The sequence below is a fragment of the Halomonas rhizosphaerae genome (genome assembly GCF_030010555.1).
Classification (GTDB): Bacteria; Pseudomonadota; Gammaproteobacteria; order Pseudomonadales; family Halomonadaceae; genus Halomonas; species Halomonas rhizosphaerae.
Window position 1 is genome coordinate 57,520 of the sequence record NZ_JASCQP010000023.1, and the last position, 20,390, is coordinate 77,909.

Sequence of the window (20,390 nt, forward strand, 5' to 3'; positions counted from 1 at the left end):
TTCAAATCACGCCCTGCGCCTCCAGCGCCTTCAACTCGCCATCATCGAAGCCGAGCTCCGCCAGGACCTCGCGGGTGTGCTCGCCGAGACGGGGCACGGGATGGTGCACCGCCGCCGGCGCCTCCTGCATCTTCACCGGGAAGCCGGTCACGGGAATCCGACCGAGTTCCCCCTGGTCGAGCTCGATCCGCATCTGCTGCGCCTGGACCTGCGGGTCCGCAAAGGTCTCGCGCAGGTCGTGGACGCGTCCGCAGGGCACTCCGGCCCGGTTGAGGTGGTCGATCCAGGCGTCGACGCTGCGCGTCTCGGTCACCGCCGTCAGGCACTCGCGCAGCACCTCGCGGTTGGCCATGCGCCGGGCATTGTCGGCGAAGCGCTCATCGTCGAGCAGGTGCAGCATCCCCAGGGCCCTGAGCAGGCGCTCCACCATGGCGTCGTTGCTGGGGGCGATGGCCACCTCGCCATCGCTGGCCCGGAACAGGCCGTAGGGATAGAGCATCGGGTGGTCGTTGCCGGTACGCGCCGGCACGCGGTCGGTGGCGAAGAACTCCGCGGCCAGGTAGCCCATCATGCCGATCAGGCCGTTGGTCAGGGCGGTCTCGACGATGTCTCCCTGGCCGCTGCGCTCCCGGCGGACCAGGGCGGCACAGATGCCGAAGGCCAGATTCTGGCTGGCCACCATGTCGCTGATGGGCGGGGCCGCCCGCATGGGCTCGCCGTCGGCCGGGCCATTGACGCCCATGAAGCCGCTCATGGCCTGGGCAATGAAGTCATAGGCCGGGCGGTCGCGATAGGGGCCGGTGGAGCCGAAGCCGCTGATGCGCCCGACCACCAGCCGCGGGTATTGTGCCCGCAAGGTCTCGTCATCGAGGCCCATCTTCGCCAGCACGCCGGGCCGGAAGTTCTCCACCAGCACATCGGCATCCTCGAGCAGCCGGTGAAGCACCGCCTTGCTCGCCTCCTGGCGAAGGTCCAGCGTCATGGAGCGCTTGTTGCGGTTGAACTGGGCGAAGTACCAGCTGAAGCCATTGACCATGTTCCCCTGGGAGCGCACGACGTCGCCGCGGCCCGGCGATTCCACCTTGATCACCTCGGCCCCGTGGTCACCCAGGATCTGGGTGCAGAAGGGGCCGGAGATCACACGGGTCAGGTCGATGACGCGAATCCCCGCGAGGGAGCCGGCGGCGGGAGATGGGTGGTCGGACATCCTCAGCCCCTTGCGGTGGGAACGGCGGAGCAGTCGCCAAGGGTCAGGCGCGGCCCGGCCCTGGAGACCTGGGCGGGGAGCGGCCGCCCCATCAGGCGGGTGGCCAGTCGGCCGGCCTCGATCAGGCCCTCGAGGTCGATGCCGGTCTCGATGCCCATCTCCTCGAGCAGGTAGACCAGATCCTCGCTGGCGATGTTGCCCGACGCCCCCGGGGCGAAGGGGCAGCCGCCGAGTCCGCCGATGGCGCTCTCGTAGCGGTCGACGCCCAGCCAGAGCCCCTGCATGACGTTGGCCAGGCCGATGCCGCGGGTGTTGTGGAAGTGCAGGGTCGGCGACAGCGAGGGGGCGACCTCGCGCAGGTGGCGGACCCGTTCGGTGACCAGCGGCGGGGTGGCCATGCCGGTGGTATCGCCCAAGGACAGTCGGGTCGCGCCGAGGTCGGCGAAGTGGCGGGCGATACGCCCCACCACGCAGACGTCGACCTCTCCCTCGAAGGGACAGCCGAAGGCGGTGGCAATGGCGCCGCGGACCGCGATGCCGCTGCCCTCGAGGCGGCGGGCGACCTGCTCGAAGGCCGCCAGGGAGTCCTCGATGCGACAGTTGACGTTCTTGGCGTTGTGGGTCGCGGAGGCAGAGACGAACAGCACGACCGAGTCGACCCCGGCTTCCAGGGCCCGCTCGGCACCGCGCAGGTTAGGAACCAGCGCGGAGAAGTGCACATCCGGCGTACCGCGCAGGGCCGACACCAGCTCGGCGGCATCGGCCAGCGCCGGCACGGCCCGCGGGCTGACGAAGGAGGTCAGCTCGAACTGCCTGACGCCTGCCGACACCAGGGCCCTGACCAGCCTTGCCTTGTCCCCGGTGGGGAGCAGCACGGGTTCGTTCTGCAGGCCGTCGCGCGGGCCCACCTCGGTGACCTGGACACGCGCCGGAAGCGCTTCGGGTGCGGCGGGCATGGGGCGTCCTGCTGAATGATAGGTTGCTTATGCCTCGACGCTACGGCAGCGCCATCACGCACAACAATGCGCCTTTCGTCCTAGGCCGTCAGGGTCATTCCTCCACCGCCAGCGGGCCGCTTGGGACCAAGCCTACTCCCCGTCGGCCAGTGCCGGCAGCAGCGTCTTCAGCTTTCTCGTCAAGGTATTACGCCCCCAGCCCAGCAGCTCGGCGGCCTCGCCCTTGCGACCCCCGGTGTGCTTGAGCGCCGTCTCGATCAGGATGCGCTCGAAGTCCGGGACGGCCTCCTCGAGCAGGTGGGTGTGGCCGGCGGCCAGCGCCCGGTCGGCCCAGTCGCGGAAGGCGGTGCGCCAGTCACCGGTATTGCCCTCGGCGGCGCCGGGCTCACGCAGCTCCTGCGGCAGGTCCTCGACGAGCACCTCGCGGCCGGACGCCATTACCGTCAGCCAGCGGCAGGTGTTCTCCAGTTGGCGGACGTTGCCCGGCCAGGGCAGCCGGGTGAAGTGCGCCTCGGCCTCGGGGGTCAGCACCTTGACGTCGGTGGCGAGCTCCTTGGCGGCCTCGACCAGGAAGTGGCGTGCCAGCCGCGGGATGTCCTCCCGCCGCTCGGAGAGCCGAGGCAGGTGCACGCGGATCACGTTGAGGCGATGGAAGAGGTCCTCGCGGAAGCGCCCGTCTTCCACCAGGGTCTCCAGGTTCTGGTGGGTGGCGGCGATGATCCGCACATCCACCTTCACGGAGGTGTGGCCGCCCACGCGGTAGAACTCGCCGTCGGCCAGCACCCGCAGCAGGCGGGTCTGGGTCTCGGCGGGCATGTCGCCGATCTCGTCGAGGAAGAGGGTACCGCCGTCGGCCTGCTCGAAGCGCCCCTGGCGCTGGGCGGTCGCGCCGGTGAAGGCGCCCTTCTCATGGCCGAACAGCTCCGACTCGATCAGGTCCTTGGGGATCGCCGCCATGTTCAGGGCGATGAACGGCCTGCCGGCCCGCGGACTGTGCTGGTGCAGCGCCCGGGCCACCCGCTCCTTGCCGGTCCCCGACTCGCCGTTGATCAGCACGGTGATATGCGAGTGTGACAGCCGGCCGATGGCGCGGAACACCTCCTGCATGGCCGGGGCCTCGCCGATGATCTCGGCGTCCAGCCCCTCGGGCACGCTGACCGGACGACGCCGCTCGCGGGCATGGGCCACGGCCCGTCGCACCAGGGCCAGGGCCTCGTCGACGTCGAAGGGCTTGGGCAGGTACTCGAAGGCGCCGCCCTGATAGGAGGCCACGGCGCTGTCGAGGTCGGAATGGGCCGTCATCACGATCACCGGCAGCTCCGGATGGACCTCGCGCACCTTGGCCATCAGGTCCAGGCCGTCGATCCCCGGCATGCGGATATCGGTGACCAGCACGTCCGGCGGCGCCTCGAGCAGGCGCTCCAGGGCACGATCGGCCCGGTCGAGGGTCTCGACCTCGAGGTCGGGCTGGGCCAGGGCACGCTCCAGCACCCAGCGAATGGCGCGATCGTCGTCGACGACCACCACGCGTGCGACATCAGTCATGGCGCTTCTCCAGCGGAATCAGCAGTCGGAATTGGGTATGGCCGGGCTCGGACTCGCACTCGATCAGTCCCTGGTGCTGGTGCAGGATCGACTGCGCGATGGAGAGCCCCAGGCCGCTGCCCTCGGCGCGACCGGAGACCATGGGGTAGAAGAGGGTCTCGCGCAGCGACTCGGGAATGCCCGGGCCGTTGTCGATGATCGCCACCTCGCAGACCAGCCGGTGGCGCTCGGCCCCCAGGGTGAACTGGCGGCGGGCGCGGGTCCGCAGCGTGAGCCGCGGCGAGGCGATACCGGCCTCGGTCATGGCCTCCACGGCATTGCGCGCCACGTTGAGCACGGCCTGGATCAGCTGCGACTCGTCCCCGGCGAGGTCCGGCAGGCTGGGGTCGTAGTCGCGCTCGATCCATACCCCCGGCTGCTCGACGATCAGCAGCGAGCGGACCCGCTCCAGCACCTTGTGGATGTTGAGCGGCGCGTGGCGCATCACCCGGTTGGGGCCCAGCATGGAATCGACCAGGTCACGCAGCCGGTCGACCTCCTCGATGATGATGCGGGTGAACTCCTGCAGGCCGGGGTCGTCGAGGTCACGCTCCAGCAGCTGGGCCGCGCCGCGGATGCCGCCCAGGGGATTCTTGACCTCGTGCGCCAGCCCCCGGGCAAGCACCTTGATGGTCTCCTGGCGGGTCTGCAGCGCCTCTTCCCGGGAGATGCGCAGCAGCCGGTCGCGGGGCTCCACCTCCAGCAGCAGCTCGTCGGCGGAGAGCGGCGAAACGGTGTAGTCCACGGTCAGCACCTCACCGGTCACCAGGGTCAGACGTGCCTCGCGCTGGGTGAAGGGGTGAAACTCGTCGCGGGCCTTGGCCAGCAGCTCGCCGACCTGCTCCCCGCCATCCACCAGGGACGGCAGGGGAAGCCCCTTCAGGCGACTCAGGCTGATCGCCAGCAGCGCCTCGGCGGCCGGATTCATCCAGCGCAGCCGCAGCTCGCCATCGAGCAGCAGCACCGACGTGGTGAGGTGTTCCATCAAGCGTTGGTACATGGGGAGGTCCTGCCAGGTCCGATGGTGCCCCCTTCGGGAGGCGCTTTCAGCAGCTAATGCAAGAAGCTTTTGTAAGAAGCTCTCTGCAAGAAGCGCGCCACCCCATGGGGCACGGCATGGCGCCTTATCGGGGCAGGGTCGCACCCGCATTACGCCCTATTTTAGTGCACAGCGTCGCCGAGCGCCCATCGTCGTGCAGCAGGGCCGGACAGCGAACGGGACGGTCAACGCTCCTCGGGCGGGAAGGCGCGGGGAGGATGACGATGGGGCGGGTATGCCTTGCGTTCGGCATCGGGGTCGCGCGGGATATCGTCGTCGCGCAACCGCTCCAGGTGCTCGAAGGCGCGGCCCTCGCTCACCCGGTCGGCATGACCGAAGGCATCGCCGCGACCCGCGTCGCGGGGCGGGGGCTCGCGACAGGGCCTGTGGGTGCCGTCCGGACACAGCGGCCGATGTGGCCGGCGAAGGGGAAGCTAATTGCTGCCCGGATTGTTGGGGTTCTGGGGCAGGTTGACGCTGGCCCGCTGCACGTAGAGGGTCACCGGCGAAGTGCGGTGGCGCACCGCACCGCTGGCATCCAGCAGCTCGGCCTGCAGCACGTGTTCCCCGCGCTCCAGGTTGTTGAGCATGAAGGTATCGGTGTGCATCGCCGACTGGCTGACCCGGCCGTCCACCAGCAGGCGCACCCGATGGTCCTCACGCAGGTCCGGCTCGATGCCCAGGATCACCTGGACGTTGCCGGCGGCTCCGGTCGGCAGCGTCTCCTCCTGACTCGGCGAGCGGATGCCGAAGCTGTCGTAGGGCATGAAGGGTTGCCCCGGGCCGGCAGAGGCCCCACCTTCACTCTCGCCGCCACCACCATCGATCACGGCCGGCGACTCCGCCTCGCGGACCTCGCCGCGGCCGGGCACCACGGTGAGTGGCTTGAGGTCGACCTCCTCGCCGCCACGTTCCGGGTTGTCGGTGAACACCGCGTTGCCCTGGGCGTCGGTGGTGCGATAGATAGTCTGGGCCTGAGCCGCGAGGCTGACCGAGAGCCCCAGCGCCAGGATCACGAGTGCCTTGTTCATGCCTACCCCCTGCGTCGTCGCCGCCGCCCGACGGCAACGGCCATGAGAGACTGCATCATCCCTTTCTTGGATAGTGTATGAAAGAAAGGGGTTCCGCCATGGCGGAACCCCTTCTTTCGCTCAACGCGCGTGACGGCGAGCCACGCCGGACCGGCAGGCCCGGGTGGCCGGCCGCCCGCGATCAGCAGCTGTAGTACATGTCGAACTCGATCGGGTGCGTGGTCATGCGGATGCGCTCCACGTCCTCGCTGAGCAGCTCGATGTAGGCATCGATCATCTCGTCGGTGAACACGCCGCCCTCGGTGAGGAAGCCGCGATCGGCATCCAGCGCCTCCAGGGCCTGGTCGAGGCTGTGAGCCACGGTCGGCACGGCCTTGCCCTCTTCCGGCGGCAGGTCGTAGAGGTTCTTGTCCATGGGATCGCCGGGGTGGATCTTGTTCTTGATGCCGTCGATGCCGGCCATCAGCATCGCCGCGAAGGCCAGGTAGGGATTGGCGGTCGGGTCCGGGAAGCGGGTCTCGACGCGCTTGCCCTTGGGGCTCGCGGTGTAAGGGATGCGCAGGGAGGCAGAGCGGTTGCGGGCGCTGTAGGCCAGCATCACCGGCGCCTCGAAGCCCGGCACCAGGCGCTTGTAGGAGTTGGTGGAGGCGTTGGTGAAGGCGTTCAGGGCCCGGGCGTGCTTGATGATGCCGCCGATGTAGTAGAGCGCCATCTCGGAGAGGCCCGCGTACTCGTCGCCGGCGAACTGGTTGACGCCGTCCTTCCAGAAGGACTGGTGGACGTGCATGCCGCTGCCGTTGTCGCCGACCAGCGGCTTGGGCATGAAGGTGGCCGTCTTGCCGTAGGCGTGAGCCACGTTGTGGATCACGTACTTCATCTCCTGGACCTCGTCAGCCTTCTTCACGAGGGTGTTGAACTTCACGCCGATCTCGTTCTGGCCGGCGTTGGCCACCTCGTGGTGGTGCACCTCGACGGACTGGCCGATGGCTTCCAGGGTGTTGCACATGGCACCGCGGATGTCGTGGAAGCTGTCCACCGGCGGGACCGGGAAGTAGCCGCCCTTGACCCGCGGACGGTGGGCCAGGTTACCGCCTTCTACCGGACGGTCGGTGGACCAGGCCCCCTCCTCGGAGGAGATCTTGTACATGGAGCCTTCGATGTCGGACTTCCAGTGCACCTCGTCGAAGATGAAGAACTCGGGCTCCGGCCCGAAGAAGGCGGTATCGCCCAGGCCGGAGGACTGCAGGTAGGCCTCGGCACGCTTGGCGATGGAGCGCGGGTCACGCTCGTAGCCCTGCATGGTGGCCGGCTCGATGATGTCGCAGCGCAGCACCAGGGTGGCGTCCTCTGTGAAGGGGTCGAGGAAGGCGGTGCCATCTTCGGGGCGCAGGATCATGTCCGACTCGTTGATGCCCTTCCAGCCGGAGATGGAGGAACCGTCGAACATCTGGCCGTTCTCGAAAAATTCCTCGTCGACGTCACGGGCCGGGATGGTGACGTGCTGCTCCTTGCCGCGGGTGTCGGTGAAGCGCAGGTCGACCCACTTCACGTCGTGTTCTTCAATCAGGGCGAGAGTCTTGGCAGACATGGTGTCCTCCACTGTGAGCTAGGCTCGAAAGGTTGGGCTTAGGTAATTCATTGGCGCTGGCGATCCCAGCACGTGTTGTAGCATGCCGCGGCAGCGCTGCCCACGACTGCCATGCACGAACATGGCACTGCCCGGAACAATGCAGGCAACGTGCCAATCTTGCACCGTTTCATTTCAGCCGTTTCGTATCCATATGATTTAAAGCGACTTTAGCACCTCGACTCCGGACACTCCCTGCACCAGCATCAGCAGGCCGATGCGGGAATTCGGGATGTCGCGCATCTCATTGCACCACGCAGGTGCGTCAAGACACCCTTGCGCACCATATTGGAACATTCCGCGGCATTCTTGCCCGTTGATGGCGCGCCTCATGCCCGGGACGGCCGGGACGTCATGGCTTGTGCATAGAAATATCAGTCCGGCGCCTCATTGATACGCTTCACAACCAAAAACTACACTCATTTACATGGTGGCGCCGGCCGGGGAAGGCGCGGGTTCCGGAGATGGCGCCATGTCAGCCCGACTTGCGCACGACCCACCACTGGAGCCGGCACGAGAATGATCGTCTGCAGCATCCTCCTCGATGCCCGCTCCGCGGGTGCCGGTCTGCCCCGACGCCTGGCAGCCCTGAAGCCACTCCGCCAGCGGCACGACCTGCGCATGGAAGTGGTGTTGGCCGACGACACTGATGACCCGCGACTGCTGCGCCTGGCGAGCGGGCATGACGCACGCATCGTGACCACCGAGGGGACCCCGTTGGGGGATCGCCTCAACACGGCCGTGGCCCATAGCCAGGGGCAGGCACTGCTGTTCCTGCCCCGGGGGCGCGCCATTCCCGCCGGCTGGCTCGTGAAGGCACTGGTGGACATCGAGAAACACAGCCGGGATGCCGTGGTATTGACCACCTCGAGTCCCAGCCGGCTGAGGCAGCTCTGGCAACGCCTGCGCCACCAGACGCCCGCGGACACCCTCTGCGTCTCGCGGGCCTGGTTCGAGCGCATCGGCGGCTGCGACCCGGCACTCGACGCCGAGGCCCTTCCCGACCTGATCGAGCGCCTGCATGCCTGCCAGGCCAGGATCACCGCCGCCATAGCCTGAACCGCAGACGGCTCGGCGAAGCCTCCCAAGCCACTGATATCCCGTGGCCCCGCAAGATTCACGGCGACAACGCTGGTAGCCGTCATCGCCCTGCCCCTATAATGCGCCCCCAATTTTGTCAGCAGGATCCCGTCGTGATCGATAACCTTCGCAACATCGCCATCATCGCTCACGTCGACCACGGCAAGACCACCCTGGTCGACAAACTGCTCAGCCAGTCCGGCACTCTCGACCGCAAGGCCGAGGGGCAGGAGCGCATCATGGACTCCAATGACCAGGAAAAGGAACGCGGCATCACCATCCTGGCCAAGAACACGGCGATCCGCTGGCAGGCCCCCGACGGCCAGTACTACCACATCAACATCGTCGACACGCCCGGACACGCCGACTTCGGCGGCGAGGTCGAGCGCGTCATGTCCATGGTCGACTCCGTGCTGCTGCTGGTGGACGCGGTCGACGGCCCCATGCCGCAGACCCGCTTCGTCACCCAGAAGGCCTTCGACCAGGGCCTCAAGCCCATCGTGGTGGTCAACAAGATCGACCGCCCCGGCGCCCGTCCGGACTGGGTCATCGACCAGATCTTCGACCTGTTCGACAACCTCGGCGCCAGCGACGACCAGCTCGACTTCCCGATCATCTACTGCTCGGCACTCAACGGCATCGCCGGGCCGGACCCCGATGAGCTGGCCGAGGACATGACCCCCATGTTCCAGTCCATCGTCGACATCGTCGAGCCGCCCAAGGTCGAGCTCGACGGCCCCTTCCAGATGCAGATCTCCGCGCTGGACTACAACAGCTATGTCGGCGTCATCGGCCTGGGCCGCATCAAGCGCGGCGCGGTGAAGCCCAACCAGCAGGTCACCGTCATCACCAAGGAAGGCAACACCCGCAAGGGCAAGATCGGCCAGGTGATGACCCACATGGGCCTGGAGCGCGTGCAGACCGACGAGGCCACCGCCGGCGACATCGTCTGCATCACCGGCATCGACAACCTGGCGATCTCCGACACCCTGTGCGACCCGGCCGCCGTCGAGGCGCTGCCGCCGCTCTCCGTGGACGAGCCCACCGTCTCCATGAGCTTCCAGGTCAACGACTCGCCCTTCGCCGGCAAGGACGGCAAGTTCGTCACCAGCCGCAACATCAAGGACCGGCTCGAACAGGAGCTGATCCACAACGTGGCGCTGCGCGTCGAGCAGGGCGAGACCCCGGAGAAGTTCAAGGTCTCCGGCCGCGGCGAGCTGCACCTTTCGGTACTGATCGAGACCATGCGCCGCGAGGGTTTCGAACTCGCCGTGGGCCGCCCCGAGGTGATCATCCGCGAGATCGACGGGGAGAAGCAGGAGCCCTACGAGGAAGTGATCATCGACTGCGAGGAGCAGCACCAGGGCGCCATCATGGAGGAGCTCGGCTATCGCAAGGGCGAGCTGATCAACATGAACCCGGACGGCAAGGGCCGCGTGCGCCTGGACTTCATGATCCCCGCCCGCGGGCTGATCGGCTTCCGTGGCCAGTTCCTGACCCTGACCTCAGGTACCGGCATCCTCACCAGTCGCTTCGATCACTACGGCCCGCTCAAGCCCGATGCCTCGATCGAGCGCCGCAACGGCGTGCTGGTCTCCATGGTCTCCGGCAAGGCCCTGGCCTATGCCCTCTATGCCCTGCAGGAGCGCGGCAAGCTGATCATCGACCACGGCACCGAGGTCTACGAGGGGATGCTGATCGGCATCAACAACCGCGCCAACGACATGGTGGTCAACCCCACCAAGGGCAAGAAGCTCGACAACATGCGCGCCTCGGGCAACGACGAGAATATCGTGCTCACGCCGCCGGTGAAGTTCAGCCTCGAGCAGGCCATCGAGTTCCTCGATGACGACGAGCTGGTCGAGATCACCCCGCACCACATCCGCCTGCGCAAGAAGCACCTGACCGAGAACGAGCGCAAGCGCGCCGGCAAGAAGTAAGGTCCGCTGCCCATGCCGCCCCCAGAGCCCGCCTCGAGGTTCTTTATAGCAAATTCTATGTAAGTAAGTGAGTGAGTGAATTATAGCCCTGCTTTTGCGGGGCTTTTTAAAATCTATAGCATTTACATACTGTGTAATCTTAGTGTGTAAGAAACCTATGCTCTTTCAGGCACGAGCTGATCGGTCGCAATTCTCAAGCGCGCTAGTCTCTGATGCACCACATCTGCTTCTGGCGCTCCACGGTATGTGACCACTTAGGCGTGGTGGGCCTGCAGACGGTGTTCTGGTTGCCGAACAAACCCACTGCGCTGAAGGCCTCCTTGCGGCCGACGGTATGCAGCCAGCGAAGCGGGACCAGGTACACGGCCTCATCGTCATCCCCTTAGCCGGGCCGGTCTGCGAGTAGCCTTCGATCAGCGTCATCTTTAGGAGAGTTCTGGGTCCCTCCGGGGTGTCGAAACTGTATTCGTCCGCGCGGCAGCGCTCGCCGACCACCTCGCCCACGCCTACGTAGCCGGTCTTGGGGAGATTGACCCAGACGGGGTCACCTTCTGAAAGCATGGTGAGCGTCTTGGAATACCACGCCGCGCCGCCCCTATCCGTCAACGTAGTTGTCACCTTAACCGATTGAGAGGTGATCAACGTGCGTTACCCCGCTGAGCGTAAGGAAGCCAAGGCGACGGGTATCTTCCCACAGGTAATCGGGACTGAAAGAGGCGTAGAACTCGCCGTTCCAGGGCTCCTTCTTGGCCTTGCGGACCACGGGCTGGCTAGGCTCGTCCGGGTTGATCATCCAGGCGCGACTGAGTTAGCGGCTGCCGACATCCTCGAAAGCGCTGAAGTACATGGCGTTGATCGACAGCTGGGCGTGCTGAGTGAGGTAGTTGTTTATGCGTTCGCTGCTGGCACTGAGCTGGGTGGCAACCACCACTAATTTGTGGTTCTCATTGAGGGTGACGGCATCTAGGTCAATGCCGAACTTGTTCGCGAAGGCCTTGCCCAAGGTGGCTTGGGGGCGGTCGTAACGCTCGGCGAACTCTTGGTAGATATCCTCCAGCTGGTAGTCGGCCAGGGTGACCATCCAGGAGGCATAGTCGATGGCCAGCAGGTCGATCAACTTGCCGATGGCAGTGCGCACCTGACGGCCGATCAGCAGCCAGTCGCGATTGAGGATCGCGACGTCCTGCATGATCAGCTCTTCCAGCAGCCCCTCGTCGGCTAGCCCCGCAGGACGCAGCTTCTGGGGCCGTTTGCCCGTGCTATCCGATAGCTTCCAGATCCCTTATTCGATGGCCATGGACTACCTTTATTTTAATTCTGCTGTGGTATCAGAGGTTAAGGAACCATTCTACTTCGTAGCCAACCTGTTTAATGCACACTTGATTTTTTCCCTAAAAAGCCTGCCGAACAACTTATGGTCGTTAGCTTCGTGCCTAAGTCGCCCAGCTATAATGCAGCTAGAAATATTAAGCTTACGCGCCAAGTCATTAACTGAGCCAGAATCACCTGGATTGATGTCTTTTAGGGCATCTTCTGGAATCAGGGCATTCTGAGCAAGTGAGTCAGCTTCATGCTCCAAATTATCAGAACCTAATGAATCCAAATCATCTATGAACCAAGTCTCAGAACCATCGAGATGCAATGCAATATGCGCAAGCTCGTGCATCAATGTGAACCAGAAGTTATCTAGTTTGTCGTATCTGAGTGTCAGTGCCACCACCGGATTTCCGTTAGGAGCTATACATACAGCACCATCAAGATAAGTTTTTGGAAGGTGCGGCTCGATAACTAAGTGTATTCCACTTCGATTTAGGTATTCGATGGCCAGTAAGGGGCCTTGTTCAGACCATGAAAGTTGAGCTAAGCTTCTCATCCACTGAAAATTAACAGTCCCTTTTTTATAAATGCATGGCAAACACTGTTCTTGTGCTAATTGAAGCACCCGCGCTTGCCAGGCCCAGAGGGCGTATCTGTCAGTCTCCTTGTCATTAGACCTAAGGTGGGCGCTGCTTCTTAGCATAGCGGGTTGCAGTGAGTAGCCTCCAGGGATACTAGAAAATAGCTTACCCATCCACTCCGGGGCATATTCTTTTAGCTCTTGTAGGCTTCCTGTGAAGCCCTCAAAGTAACCACGTTTTCTCATTTCACTCAGCGGGAATGCCTGCCAGTCGATATCTTGCTGGTCAGCAGATTTTTGTATCGGATCCTGAATAAGAACCTCGGCAGGTATACCAAGCCCCGCGCTAAGTCTGCGTATCATATTCAAGCTAAGGTTTCTGTCTTTATTTAAAACCTCCGTCACTTTGGGAGCAGAACCTATGTATGGAATTAGGTCTTTATTCCGTAATCCCTGCTGCTCCATCCTGAATTTAATGGCATCAACCGGATCCGGGATATCCATCGGGAAATTTTCTTCTTCATAGCGCTCAATAAGAAGTGCAAGCACATCAAGCTCGTCCGCTTCTCGAGAACCGGGGAGCGGGTCAGACTCCATTAGAGCAATGACTCGCTCTAATGCTTTCTCATGCTCTTCCTGCGACTTGATGATTTTTATGTGATCCATAATCTTGCACCTTAAAAACGCTTCTTGTCATAATCAGCGTGTGTTCCAACCCACTCTACAACGACAATTCCGCTCTGATAGCGTACCTGTACGACAAGCCTGAAGTCGTTTCCTTTTATATTAAAAATAACTCTGTTTCCTGATAAAAAATCTGCGCTGCGGTAACGATTTTTAATGTCTTGAGGATTTTTCCATTTCGCATGCTCGGTCTCCATGAACCAAGCATTCAACGCTTTTTTTGAGGATGCGTGCTTCTGGATGCACTGGTAGATTTTGTCACGTCCTAAGATTTTCATAGTGCCCAGAATTTCCCTTTTGGGTAATTGTACACGATGTTCCCGTAATGGGAATGTGTTTTTTGGTTATAAAGTTATGATTTTATATATCATTTACGCATAAATCCTGCTCATTGCTGGGAGTAGCTACTCCGCAGGCAGAGGCCCAATAACGGATGAAGCTTGATACGAGCTACATAACCTGCTCTTCCAGCAGCCCCTCGTCGGCGAGGCCCATGGGCCGAAGAAGCTTCTGCAGTCCGTCGACCAGCTTCTAGATTCCTTGTTCGGCGCCATAAAGGGACCTCCCTTTGAGCTTGATAGAGAATAACGTCTCCGCGTCCGTTGCAATGCCTGGCTTGCAGTCCCAAACACGCTCCCCCTCTCTTGACTCTTAAGAGCCGAGGTGGGATTTTTAACACTGTGGTTATAATGGCCCTCTCACCATGCATCGTTCCGGCAGAACATCAGTGGAAAGGAAGGCCATGTTTTTGTGTTCCCAAATTGAACAATGCTCTTCTTAACTCACGACAATAACGTTGTCGTTCATGAATGTTTTTCAGGGTCTCTTGGGACTTGTAAGCTTCAACCCCCTCAGGGGTTAAGATATGGCGCTGAGAAAACGATTCACCTTGTATGTCAAATTCATGAATCTTTCCTGAGATTTCTTTCAATGAAAGCCCATCCTGTTGCTGTCGATAGCCAAGCAACATCAATTCAATATCACTGAAAATGTCTGGGCTTGTTTCTAGTTTCAGCCTGGGATGTTCAAAGCTTTCTATCCAAGCGGCGGGGATGCCATCTGGCCGGACCACCCCAACAGTGCCATACTCTTCCCAAGTTCTTATTCCTTCCTCACGTACTGACGTTGTGAGTTCATCAATATACTTCTGCGTCAGCCGAACATTGCCATGCTGATCATATTGATCCAAAAGTACGAAATCTTCGTCCGCCACTACCAAGCAGTCATCCCCCAACCGGATATTGAGCACAATTGGGATGGCGCTTTTCTTCTTCGGTGAAGGCTTTATTTCATCTGCCATCACAAGATCCATAAAGCTCAGCATGGCAGCACAATAGGCCATATTCTTACCTACATACACTGCCTGTTCGGCTACCGGTGTTTGCTCAACGACACTACGGTAATAATAGTTGTGTGCTCTGGGGCGTATTCCCTGATCAATGATACCCTGCAACGAGCGACTGGTTGTTCCATGCTTTACCAGTGTACCTTCCTTTAGCATCTGCAAAGTTGGCTCTTTTCCCTGCTTCATCTCTGTCATCCTCCATGATGGGCATGTCTGAGGTGTTAATTTTATTTTATTGAACGAAGTTTTCTACCACTGCGTCTGCCAGGTGGACGCGGGTCTCGCCGGCCTTGCCCAGGTTGGTTTTGAGCTGATTGCAGAGGGCCATAAGTTCATCGATTTTTTCGACAATGCGTTGTTGCTCTTTTAAAGGTGGAAAAGGAACAATGATCTCTTCCATCTTGGCTTTCGTCATGTGAATCATGGCAATTCCATTACCAGAAGCCTTGATTTTTTCTGTAACAGATTTCAGGTAGTTGTAGATAAATTTTTTATCAGTTATAGAATTATCGTACAGGTCTAGCTTCCAGATATGGTAATGGTATATGGCTCGCTCACCATCCCAAATGAATGGGCCAAAAGATGCGGACCAGGCGTAGATTAAGTCGCCATGATCGATGTACTTATCATCATCAAGTTCAAGATCTGAGTAGTACCACTCGTTAGATGTGAATAAGTTGCCTACGCGCAGAAGCGGCGTGCCCTCTTGAAGCATTTCATGCTTCTTATAGGCCCGACCATTGATAACCCTAAGAACATCTGAGAGTCTTGTCCACTCCCAGCCTTCTGGCAGCCCAAACGGTTTCTCTTCATCGGTATTCTCCGGCAGCTCCTTCGACTTCTTGATCTTTCCTTCTTTGACCAGCCGCGTTTTTTCCTCAGCGATTTTCTCCAGCAGCACGCTGGCCGGTTCGTCGTTAGGATCTTGCGCCACCAGTCGGCCCATCACCGCCAGTTGAAGAATAGTCTGCTTGAGCTTTTCGATGCTGTCTTCGGTGGTGAAGAGTTTATCGAAATGCTTAGCGATACGGGCCCAGCTCTCGGCCAGCTCAGCGGGATCCTTGGAGCAGGTCAGTACACCTAGGAGGGTATCGACCAGCACCTCATGGGCTTCCAGCTGGTCGCCGACCTGCTGCTCCAGTCGGTTGCAGAGGGCCATTAGCTCATCGACTTTCTCGACGATGCGCAGCTGCTCTTCCAAAGGAGGCAAAGGCACAACCAGTTCATCCATCTTTGCCTTCGTCATATGGATCATGGCTATACCACTTCCGGAGGATTTTATTTCCTCAGTTACCGCCTTCAGGTAGTTGTAAAGAAAGTGCTTGCTAGTGGATAGATAGTCGAATAGCTCAAGCTTCCAGATGTGGTAGTGGTAGATGGCTCGCCCGCCATCCCAGATGAAAGGGCCAAATGAGGCTGACCAAGCATAGATCAGGTCGCCGTGATCAATGTATTTGTCATCCTCAAGCTGCAAGTCTGAGTAGTACCACTCATTGGAAGTGAAGAGATTTCCAACCCGCAACAGTGGGGTGCCGTCTTGAAGCATTTCATGCTTCTTGTAGGCTCGGCCATTTATAACGCGAAGAACATCGGACAGCCTTGCCCATTGCCACCCTTTCGGCAGCTCAAATGGCTTCTCTTCCTCCGTAATCTCCGGCGGCTTCTTGGGCTTCTTGATCTTTCCTTCTTTAACCAGCCGCGCCTTTTCCTCGGCGATGCGTTCAAGCAGCACACTGGCGGGTTCGTCGCGAGGATCTTGTTCCACAAGCTTGCCGCGCACGGCCAGCTCTAGGATCAGCTCGCGCAGCTTCTTGATACCGGTGAGTTCGATCTTTCCGTTGCTGCCCCGGCCGACGCTGCTCTTGTGGGTGACGGCGCCGGTCCAGAGGTCGAGGTGCTCGGTGATCAGTTCCCGTGCGCTCATGCCTGCTCCTCCTCTTTGTGAGGAGCTTCCTGAGTGGTCAGGTCCTGAACAGAGTGGCCCAGCGCATCGCCGAGGATCTGCTTGAGCTGGTCGCAAAGCTCCTGGATCTCGGCCTGCTGCTGGGCATATTGCGCCAGCAGTTCGTCCGGGTCGTGGCTGACTTGTTCGCCCTGCCAGGGGTTCTTGATATCCAGGTTGTAGTGGCGCGCCTTGATCTCCTCGATGGGCACCCGCCAGGCCTGATGGGTTTCTTCCCGGGCGACGAAGCCGTCGCTCTCGTCACCCCACCAGTCGATCTCGGCCTGGAACTCCTCGACCTTCATGGGGCGAGTCTTGCTGTAGTTCTTCACGCCCTCGGGGTAGGGGTGCTCGTAATACCACACTACCTCGGTGGGCCGGCCCTTGGTGAAGAACAGCAGGTTGGTCTTGATGCCGGTGTAGGGATTGAACACGCCGTTGGGCAGCCGGACGATGGTGTGCAGGTTGCACTCGCTGAGCAGCTTCTCCTTGAGGCGCGTCTTCATGCCCTCGCCGAACAGGAAGCCGTCCGGCAGCACCACCGCGGCCCGGCCACCGTCCTTCAGCAAGTGAATGAAAAGCGTCATGAACAGGTCGGCAGTCTCTCGGGTGCGGAAGGCCTGGGGGAAGTTGGTTTCGATGCCGTCCTCCTCCATGCCGCCGAAGGGTGGGTTGGCGACGATGACGTCGACCCGCTCCCGCAGTCCCCAGCTGATCAGCGGGCGCGCCAGGGTGTTGTCGTGCTTGACCTGGTCGGGCACCTCGATGCCGTGGAGGATCAGGTTGGTGGTGGCCAGCAGGTGGGGCAGCGGCTTCTTTTCCACTCCGTGGATGGTGCGCTGGAGGGTCTGCTCGTCCTCCGGCGTCGTCACGTAGTGCTTGCGCTTGTGATCGATGGTGCAGGTGAGGAAGCCGCCGGTGCCGCAGGCCGGGTCCATCACGCTCTCGTCGAGCTTGGGGCCGACCCGGTCGACCATGAACCGGGTCACCGCCCGCGGGGTGTAGAACTCGCCGGCATTGCCGGCGCTCTGCAGGTCCTTGAGGATCTGCTCGTACATGTCGCCCAGCTCATGGCGCTCGCTGGCCTTGTTGAAGTTCACGCCGTCCTGCAGCTTGTTGATGACCTGGCGCATCAGCTGGCCGGATTTCATGTAGTTGTAGGCGTCCTCGAAGACGTTGCGGATCACCACGCCGCGATAGTCGTCGCCGCGGGCCTGCAGCTGCTGCAGGCCGGGGAAGAGCATGGTGTCGACGAACTCCTTGAGCTCGTCGCCGGTCATGCCCTCCGGGTCGGCGGCCCAGTTGCGCCAGCGTAGCGGCTCGGGAATCGGCGAGCGGTAGGCGTCGTCGAACATCTCCCACTCCTGCTCCCGGTCGTCGAAGATCTTCAGGAACAGCATCCAGACCAGCTGGCCGATACGCTGGGCATCCCCGTCCACGCCGACGTCCTTGCGCATGATGTCCTGGATAGATTTGATGGTGGTGCTGATGGCCATGAGTCGAGAGCTTCCTTGGTGTTCGTTGCGATGACGCCGGCTCACCCATAGAGGGCGGCCGGCATCAGGGTGTGCATAGGATAACCGCGATCAGCTGCCGGACTGGTAAAGGGCGTCTTCCAGTTCGTGGACCGCGCGGGTATAGCCGGGCTTGCCGCCGAAGGCCTGGACCAGCTCCATGGGGGCGCCGATCTCGCTGAAGGGCGCCAGGGTGAGCACCTTGGGGTCCTCGATGGGCGCGATGCCGGCATCGGCATACTTGTCGACCAGCGATTCCAGCACCTGGCGGGCCTGGCCTTCATATCGGTTAAAGATATCGCGTTTCCTCACCTGCGCGGCACGCTCGCGGCGGGTCAGCGGTGGACGGTCGAAGGCGATGTGGCAGATAACGTCGAAGGGGTCGGGCTCGTCACCGAGCGTGTCGCCAAGGTCCTTGGTCAGGTCTTCCCAGAAGACGCCGTTCTCCTCGAGCTCTTCGAGGATCGCCTGCTTGCGCTCGGCATCCTGCCAGCGTCGTAGGAAGTCATCCAGGGAAGCGAACTGCTCCTTCACCTTCTTGCGGGTGTAGTCGCGCAGGCTCTCGGTGATCAGCTTGCCGTCCGGGCCCAGGTACTGCACCCGCTCGGCCACCACGCTGACCTCGACGTCGTCGACCACGTACTTCACGCGCTTGCCGGCTTGCTCGTCACCAGCAAGGTCGGCCCCGGTGAAGGGGTCGTCGGTCTGCCAGGTCTCGCCGGGCTCGATCTCGTAACCGACTTCCGCCTCGTCGACCCCACAGGCCGGCTCGCCGGCGTCGGGGTGCGCGTCGTCGGCGGTCTCGTCATCCGGCACGATGGAGGCGTCGTCGCCCTTGGGCTCATAGACCTTGACCGGCTCGCCGTCGAAGTCGGGGTCGGCGAACAGCTCGGTGGCCTTCTTGAAGTCGAGAATGGTGAACCAGTGCTTGTGGTAGTCGTCGTTGATGCGGGTGCCGCGACCGATGATCTGCTTGAACTCGGTCATCGACTGGATGCGCTGGTCGAGCACGATCAGCTTGCAGGTCTGGGCGTCGACGCCGGTGGTCATCAGCTTGCTGGTGGTGGCGATGACCGGATAGCGCGCTTCCGGGTTGATGAAGTTGTCGAGCTCAGCCTTGCCTTCATTCTCGTCACCGGTGATGCGCATCACATACTTGCGGTTCTCGGCGACCCGCTTGGGATTCATGTTCACCAGCGCCTGGCGCATGCGCTCGGCGTGGTCGATGTCCTCGCAGAAGACGATGGTCTTCTGGTAAGGGTCGCTGTTCTCCAGGAACTCCGTGACCTTGCGGGCCACCAGCTCGGTACGCTTCTTGAGCACCAGGTGCTTGTCGAAGTCCTTCTGGTTGTAGATGCGGTCCTCGATCTCCTGGCCGAGGGCGTCGAGCTGTCCCTTGCTCGGCCGCCAGCCCTGCAGGTCACGGTCGATGTCCACCCGGACCACCTTGTAGGGGGCGAGGAAGCCATCCTCGATGCCCTGCTTGAGCGAGTAGGTGTAGACCGGCTCGCCGAAGTAATCGATGTTCGAGACCTCCTTGGTCTCCTTGGGTGTGGCGGTCAGGCCGATATGGGTGGCCGCGGAGAAGTACTCGAGGATCGCGCGCCAGGCGGAGTCCACGGCGGCGCTGCCGCGGTGGCATTCGTCGATCACCACTAGGTCGAAGAAGTCCGGCGAGAACTGCTTGTAGATGTTCTTCTCGTCCTCGCTGCCCGTCACCGCCTGGTAGAGCGAGAGGTAGATCTCGTAGGACGGGTCCACCGTGCGATTGGTGACCTTGGTCATCGCCTGGCCGAACGGCTTGAAGTCGTTGTTCTTGGTCTGGTCGACCAGGATGTTGCGGTCGGCGAGGAAGAGGATGCGTTTCTTCTGCTTGGCCTTCCATAGCCGCCAGATGATCTGGAAGGCGGTGAAGGTCTTGCCGGTGCCGGTGGCCATCACCAGCAGGATGCGGTCCTGGCCGCGAGCCACCGCCTCCACGGTGCGGTTGATGGCCACCGTCTGGTAGTAGCGCGGGGTTCGCCCGCTGCCGTCATCGAAGAAGGGCTGCTCCACCACCGGGCGTGCGGCCGGGCCGATGCCCTTGTACTGGCAGTAACGCTCCCAGAGCACCGCGGGCGAAGGGAAATCGTCCAGGCCAAGCGTGGTCTCGGTCTGGCTGCCCAGCCCGGTGCGGTCGTGGAACAGGAAGCCGTCGCCGTTGCTTGAGAACACGAAGGGCACGTCCAGGGCATCGCTGTAGGCCAAGCCCTGCTGCATGCCATCGCCGAGGCCGTGCTTGTTGTCCTTGGCCTCGATCACCGCGATGGGCTGGTTCTTCTGGAAGCTGAGAACGTAGTCGGCACGCCGCCGCTTGCCACGGGTGTGCAGCCGCCCGCGCACGATGATGCGGCCATTGGTGAACGACACCTCCTCGCGCACCTGGGTCTGGATGTCCCAGCCGGCGCGCTCTAACGCCGGCGTGATGAACTTCGAGCAGATATCCCGTTCGCTGAAGGCCTTCTTGTCCATGTGGCGGCATCCTGCTCGTCGATGGAGGGTGGG

The 20,390-nt window shown here is 61.7% G+C and carries 16 protein-coding genes; 2 read left to right on the forward strand and 14 right to left on the reverse strand.

Going from position 1 to position 20,390, the window contains the following annotated elements:
* Window position 1: 1 nt before the first annotated feature.
* The 7 genes from QLQ83_RS08225 to glnA form a co-directional block, all read right to left on the reverse strand.
* Entirely contained in the window at window positions 2-1,207 is a 1,206-nt protein-coding gene (locus tag QLQ83_RS08225; RefSeq protein ID WP_282735038.1) for a CaiB/BaiF CoA transferase family protein, read from the reverse strand.
* A 2-nt stretch (window positions 1,208-1,209) separates the two neighbouring features.
* Entirely contained in the window at window positions 1,210-2,163 is a 954-nt protein-coding gene (locus QLQ83_RS08230; RefSeq protein ID WP_282735039.1) for a hydroxymethylglutaryl-CoA lyase, read from the reverse strand.
* 132 nt (window positions 2,164-2,295) lie between these two features.
* Complete coding sequence (gene glnG / locus QLQ83_RS08235) at window positions 2,296-3,708, reverse strand: nitrogen regulation protein NR(I) (RefSeq protein ID WP_282735040.1); 1,413 nt, start codon at window positions 3,706-3,708, stop codon at window positions 2,296-2,298.
* Window positions 3,701-4,747, reverse strand: a complete 1,047-nt coding sequence (gene glnL, locus QLQ83_RS08240) for a nitrogen regulation protein NR(II) (protein ID WP_282735041.1) — start codon at window positions 4,745-4,747, stop codon at window positions 3,701-3,703. Before glnL ends, glnG begins: the two co-directional genes overlap by 8 nt.
* 224 nt (window positions 4,748-4,971) lie before the next feature.
* Entirely contained in the window at window positions 4,972-5,106 is a 135-nt protein-coding gene (locus QLQ83_RS08245; RefSeq protein ID WP_282735042.1) for a hypothetical protein, read from the reverse strand.
* 114 nt (window positions 5,107-5,220) lie between these two features.
* Window positions 5,221-5,817 (reverse strand): DUF4124 domain-containing protein, encoded by a 597-nt coding sequence (locus tag QLQ83_RS08250; RefSeq protein WP_282735043.1) that lies wholly within the window; start codon window positions 5,815-5,817, stop codon window positions 5,221-5,223.
* Between the two features lie 181 nt (window positions 5,818-5,998).
* Window positions 5,999-7,405 carry a glutamate--ammonia ligase gene (glnA, locus tag QLQ83_RS08255; RefSeq protein ID WP_282735044.1) on the reverse strand — a complete coding sequence of 469 codons (1,407 nt, stop codon included), beginning with the start codon at window positions 7,403-7,405 and terminating at the stop codon, window positions 5,999-6,001.
* A 558-nt stretch (window positions 7,406-7,963) separates the two neighbouring features.
* Here glnA and QLQ83_RS08260 point away from each other — a divergent pair.
* Together QLQ83_RS08260 and typA are read left to right on the forward strand one after the other, a co-directional pair.
* A complete protein-coding gene (locus tag QLQ83_RS08260; RefSeq protein ID WP_282735045.1) occupies window positions 7,964-8,503 on the forward strand; it encodes a glycosyltransferase family A protein in 540 nt (179 codons plus the stop codon).
* Window positions 8,504-8,637: 134 nt separating this feature from the next.
* Window positions 8,638-10,464, forward strand: coding sequence for a translational GTPase TypA (gene typA, locus QLQ83_RS08265; protein WP_282735046.1), 1,827 nt, complete (start codon window positions 8,638-8,640; stop codon window positions 10,462-10,464).
* A gap of 808 nt (window positions 10,465-11,272) precedes the next feature.
* Here the strand turns inward: typA and QLQ83_RS08270 are convergent.
* The 7 genes from QLQ83_RS08270 to hsdR all read right to left on the reverse strand — a co-directional run bounded on the left by QLQ83_RS08270 (window position 11,273) and on the right by hsdR (window position 20,357).
* Window positions 11,273-11,653, reverse strand: a complete 381-nt coding sequence (locus QLQ83_RS08270; RefSeq protein WP_282735047.1) for a hypothetical protein — start codon at window positions 11,651-11,653, stop codon at window positions 11,273-11,275.
* A 159-nt stretch (window positions 11,654-11,812) separates the two neighbouring features.
* A complete protein-coding gene (locus tag QLQ83_RS08275; protein ID WP_282735048.1) occupies window positions 11,813-13,027 on the reverse strand; it encodes an ImmA/IrrE family metallo-endopeptidase in 1,215 nt (404 codons plus the stop codon).
* A gap of 11 nt (window positions 13,028-13,038) precedes the next feature.
* A complete protein-coding gene (locus QLQ83_RS08280; protein WP_282735049.1) occupies window positions 13,039-13,323 on the reverse strand; it encodes a type II toxin-antitoxin system HigB family toxin in 285 nt (94 codons plus the stop codon).
* Window positions 13,324-13,769: 446 nt separating this feature from the next.
* Complete coding sequence (locus tag QLQ83_RS08285) at window positions 13,770-14,576, reverse strand: hypothetical protein (protein WP_282735050.1); 807 nt, start codon at window positions 14,574-14,576, stop codon at window positions 13,770-13,772.
* 46 nt (window positions 14,577-14,622) lie between these two features.
* Entirely contained in the window at window positions 14,623-16,314 is a 1,692-nt protein-coding gene (locus QLQ83_RS08290) for a restriction endonuclease subunit S (RefSeq protein WP_282735051.1), read from the reverse strand.
* Window positions 16,311-17,828, reverse strand: a complete 1,518-nt coding sequence (locus QLQ83_RS08295) for a type I restriction-modification system subunit M (protein ID WP_282735052.1) — start codon at window positions 17,826-17,828, stop codon at window positions 16,311-16,313. Before QLQ83_RS08295 ends, QLQ83_RS08290 begins: the two co-directional genes overlap by 4 nt.
* A 90-nt stretch (window positions 17,829-17,918) precedes the next feature.
* A complete protein-coding gene (gene hsdR / locus QLQ83_RS08300) occupies window positions 17,919-20,357 on the reverse strand; it encodes an EcoAI/FtnUII family type I restriction enzme subunit R (protein ID WP_282735053.1) in 2,439 nt (812 codons plus the stop codon).
* Window positions 20,358-20,390 lie beyond the last annotated feature (33 nt).

What these genes read in the sequence shown, in the direction of transcription:
- glnL (WP_282735041.1), bottom strand. Translation starts at nt 4,747, where the DNA reads ATGTACCAACGCTTGATGGAACACCTCACCACGTCGGTGCTGCTGCTC.
- QLQ83_RS08270 (WP_282735047.1), bottom strand. Translation starts at nt 11,653, where the DNA reads ATGCAGGACGTCGCGATCCTCAATCGCGACTGGCTGCTGATCGGCCGT.
- QLQ83_RS08285 (WP_282735050.1), bottom strand. Translation starts at nt 14,576, where the DNA reads ATGAAGCAGGGAAAAGAGCCAACTTTGCAGATGCTAAAGGAAGGTACA.
- QLQ83_RS08260 (WP_282735045.1), top strand. Translation starts at nt 7,964, where the DNA reads ATGATCGTCTGCAGCATCCTCCTCGATGCCCGCTCCGCGGGTGCCGGT.
- QLQ83_RS08230 (WP_282735039.1), bottom strand. Translation starts at nt 2,163, where the DNA reads ATGCCCGCCGCACCCGAAGCGCTTCCGGCGCGTGTCCAGGTCACCGAG.
- glnA (WP_282735044.1), bottom strand. Translation starts at nt 7,405, where the DNA reads ATGTCTGCCAAGACTCTCGCCCTGATTGAAGAACACGACGTGAAGTGG.
- QLQ83_RS08290 (WP_282735051.1), bottom strand. Translation starts at nt 16,314, where the DNA reads ATGAGCGCACGGGAACTGATCACCGAGCACCTCGACCTCTGGACCGGC.
- glnG (WP_282735040.1), bottom strand. Translation starts at nt 3,708, where the DNA reads ATGACTGATGTCGCACGCGTGGTGGTCGTCGACGACGATCGCGCCATT.
- QLQ83_RS08275 (WP_282735048.1), bottom strand. Translation starts at nt 13,027, where the DNA reads ATGGATCACATAAAAATCATCAAGTCGCAGGAAGAGCATGAGAAAGCA.
- QLQ83_RS08225 (WP_282735038.1), bottom strand. Translation starts at nt 1,207, where the DNA reads ATGTCCGACCACCCATCTCCCGCCGCCGGCTCCCTCGCGGGGATTCGC.
- hsdR (WP_282735053.1), bottom strand. Translation starts at nt 20,357, where the DNA reads ATGGACAAGAAGGCCTTCAGCGAACGGGATATCTGCTCGAAGTTCATC.
- QLQ83_RS08250 (WP_282735043.1), bottom strand. Translation starts at nt 5,817, where the DNA reads ATGAACAAGGCACTCGTGATCCTGGCGCTGGGGCTCTCGGTCAGCCTC.
- QLQ83_RS08295 (WP_282735052.1), bottom strand. Translation starts at nt 17,828, where the DNA reads ATGGCCATCAGCACCACCATCAAATCTATCCAGGACATCATGCGCAAG.
- QLQ83_RS08280 (WP_282735049.1), bottom strand. Translation starts at nt 13,323, where the DNA reads ATGAAAATCTTAGGACGTGACAAAATCTACCAGTGCATCCAGAAGCAC.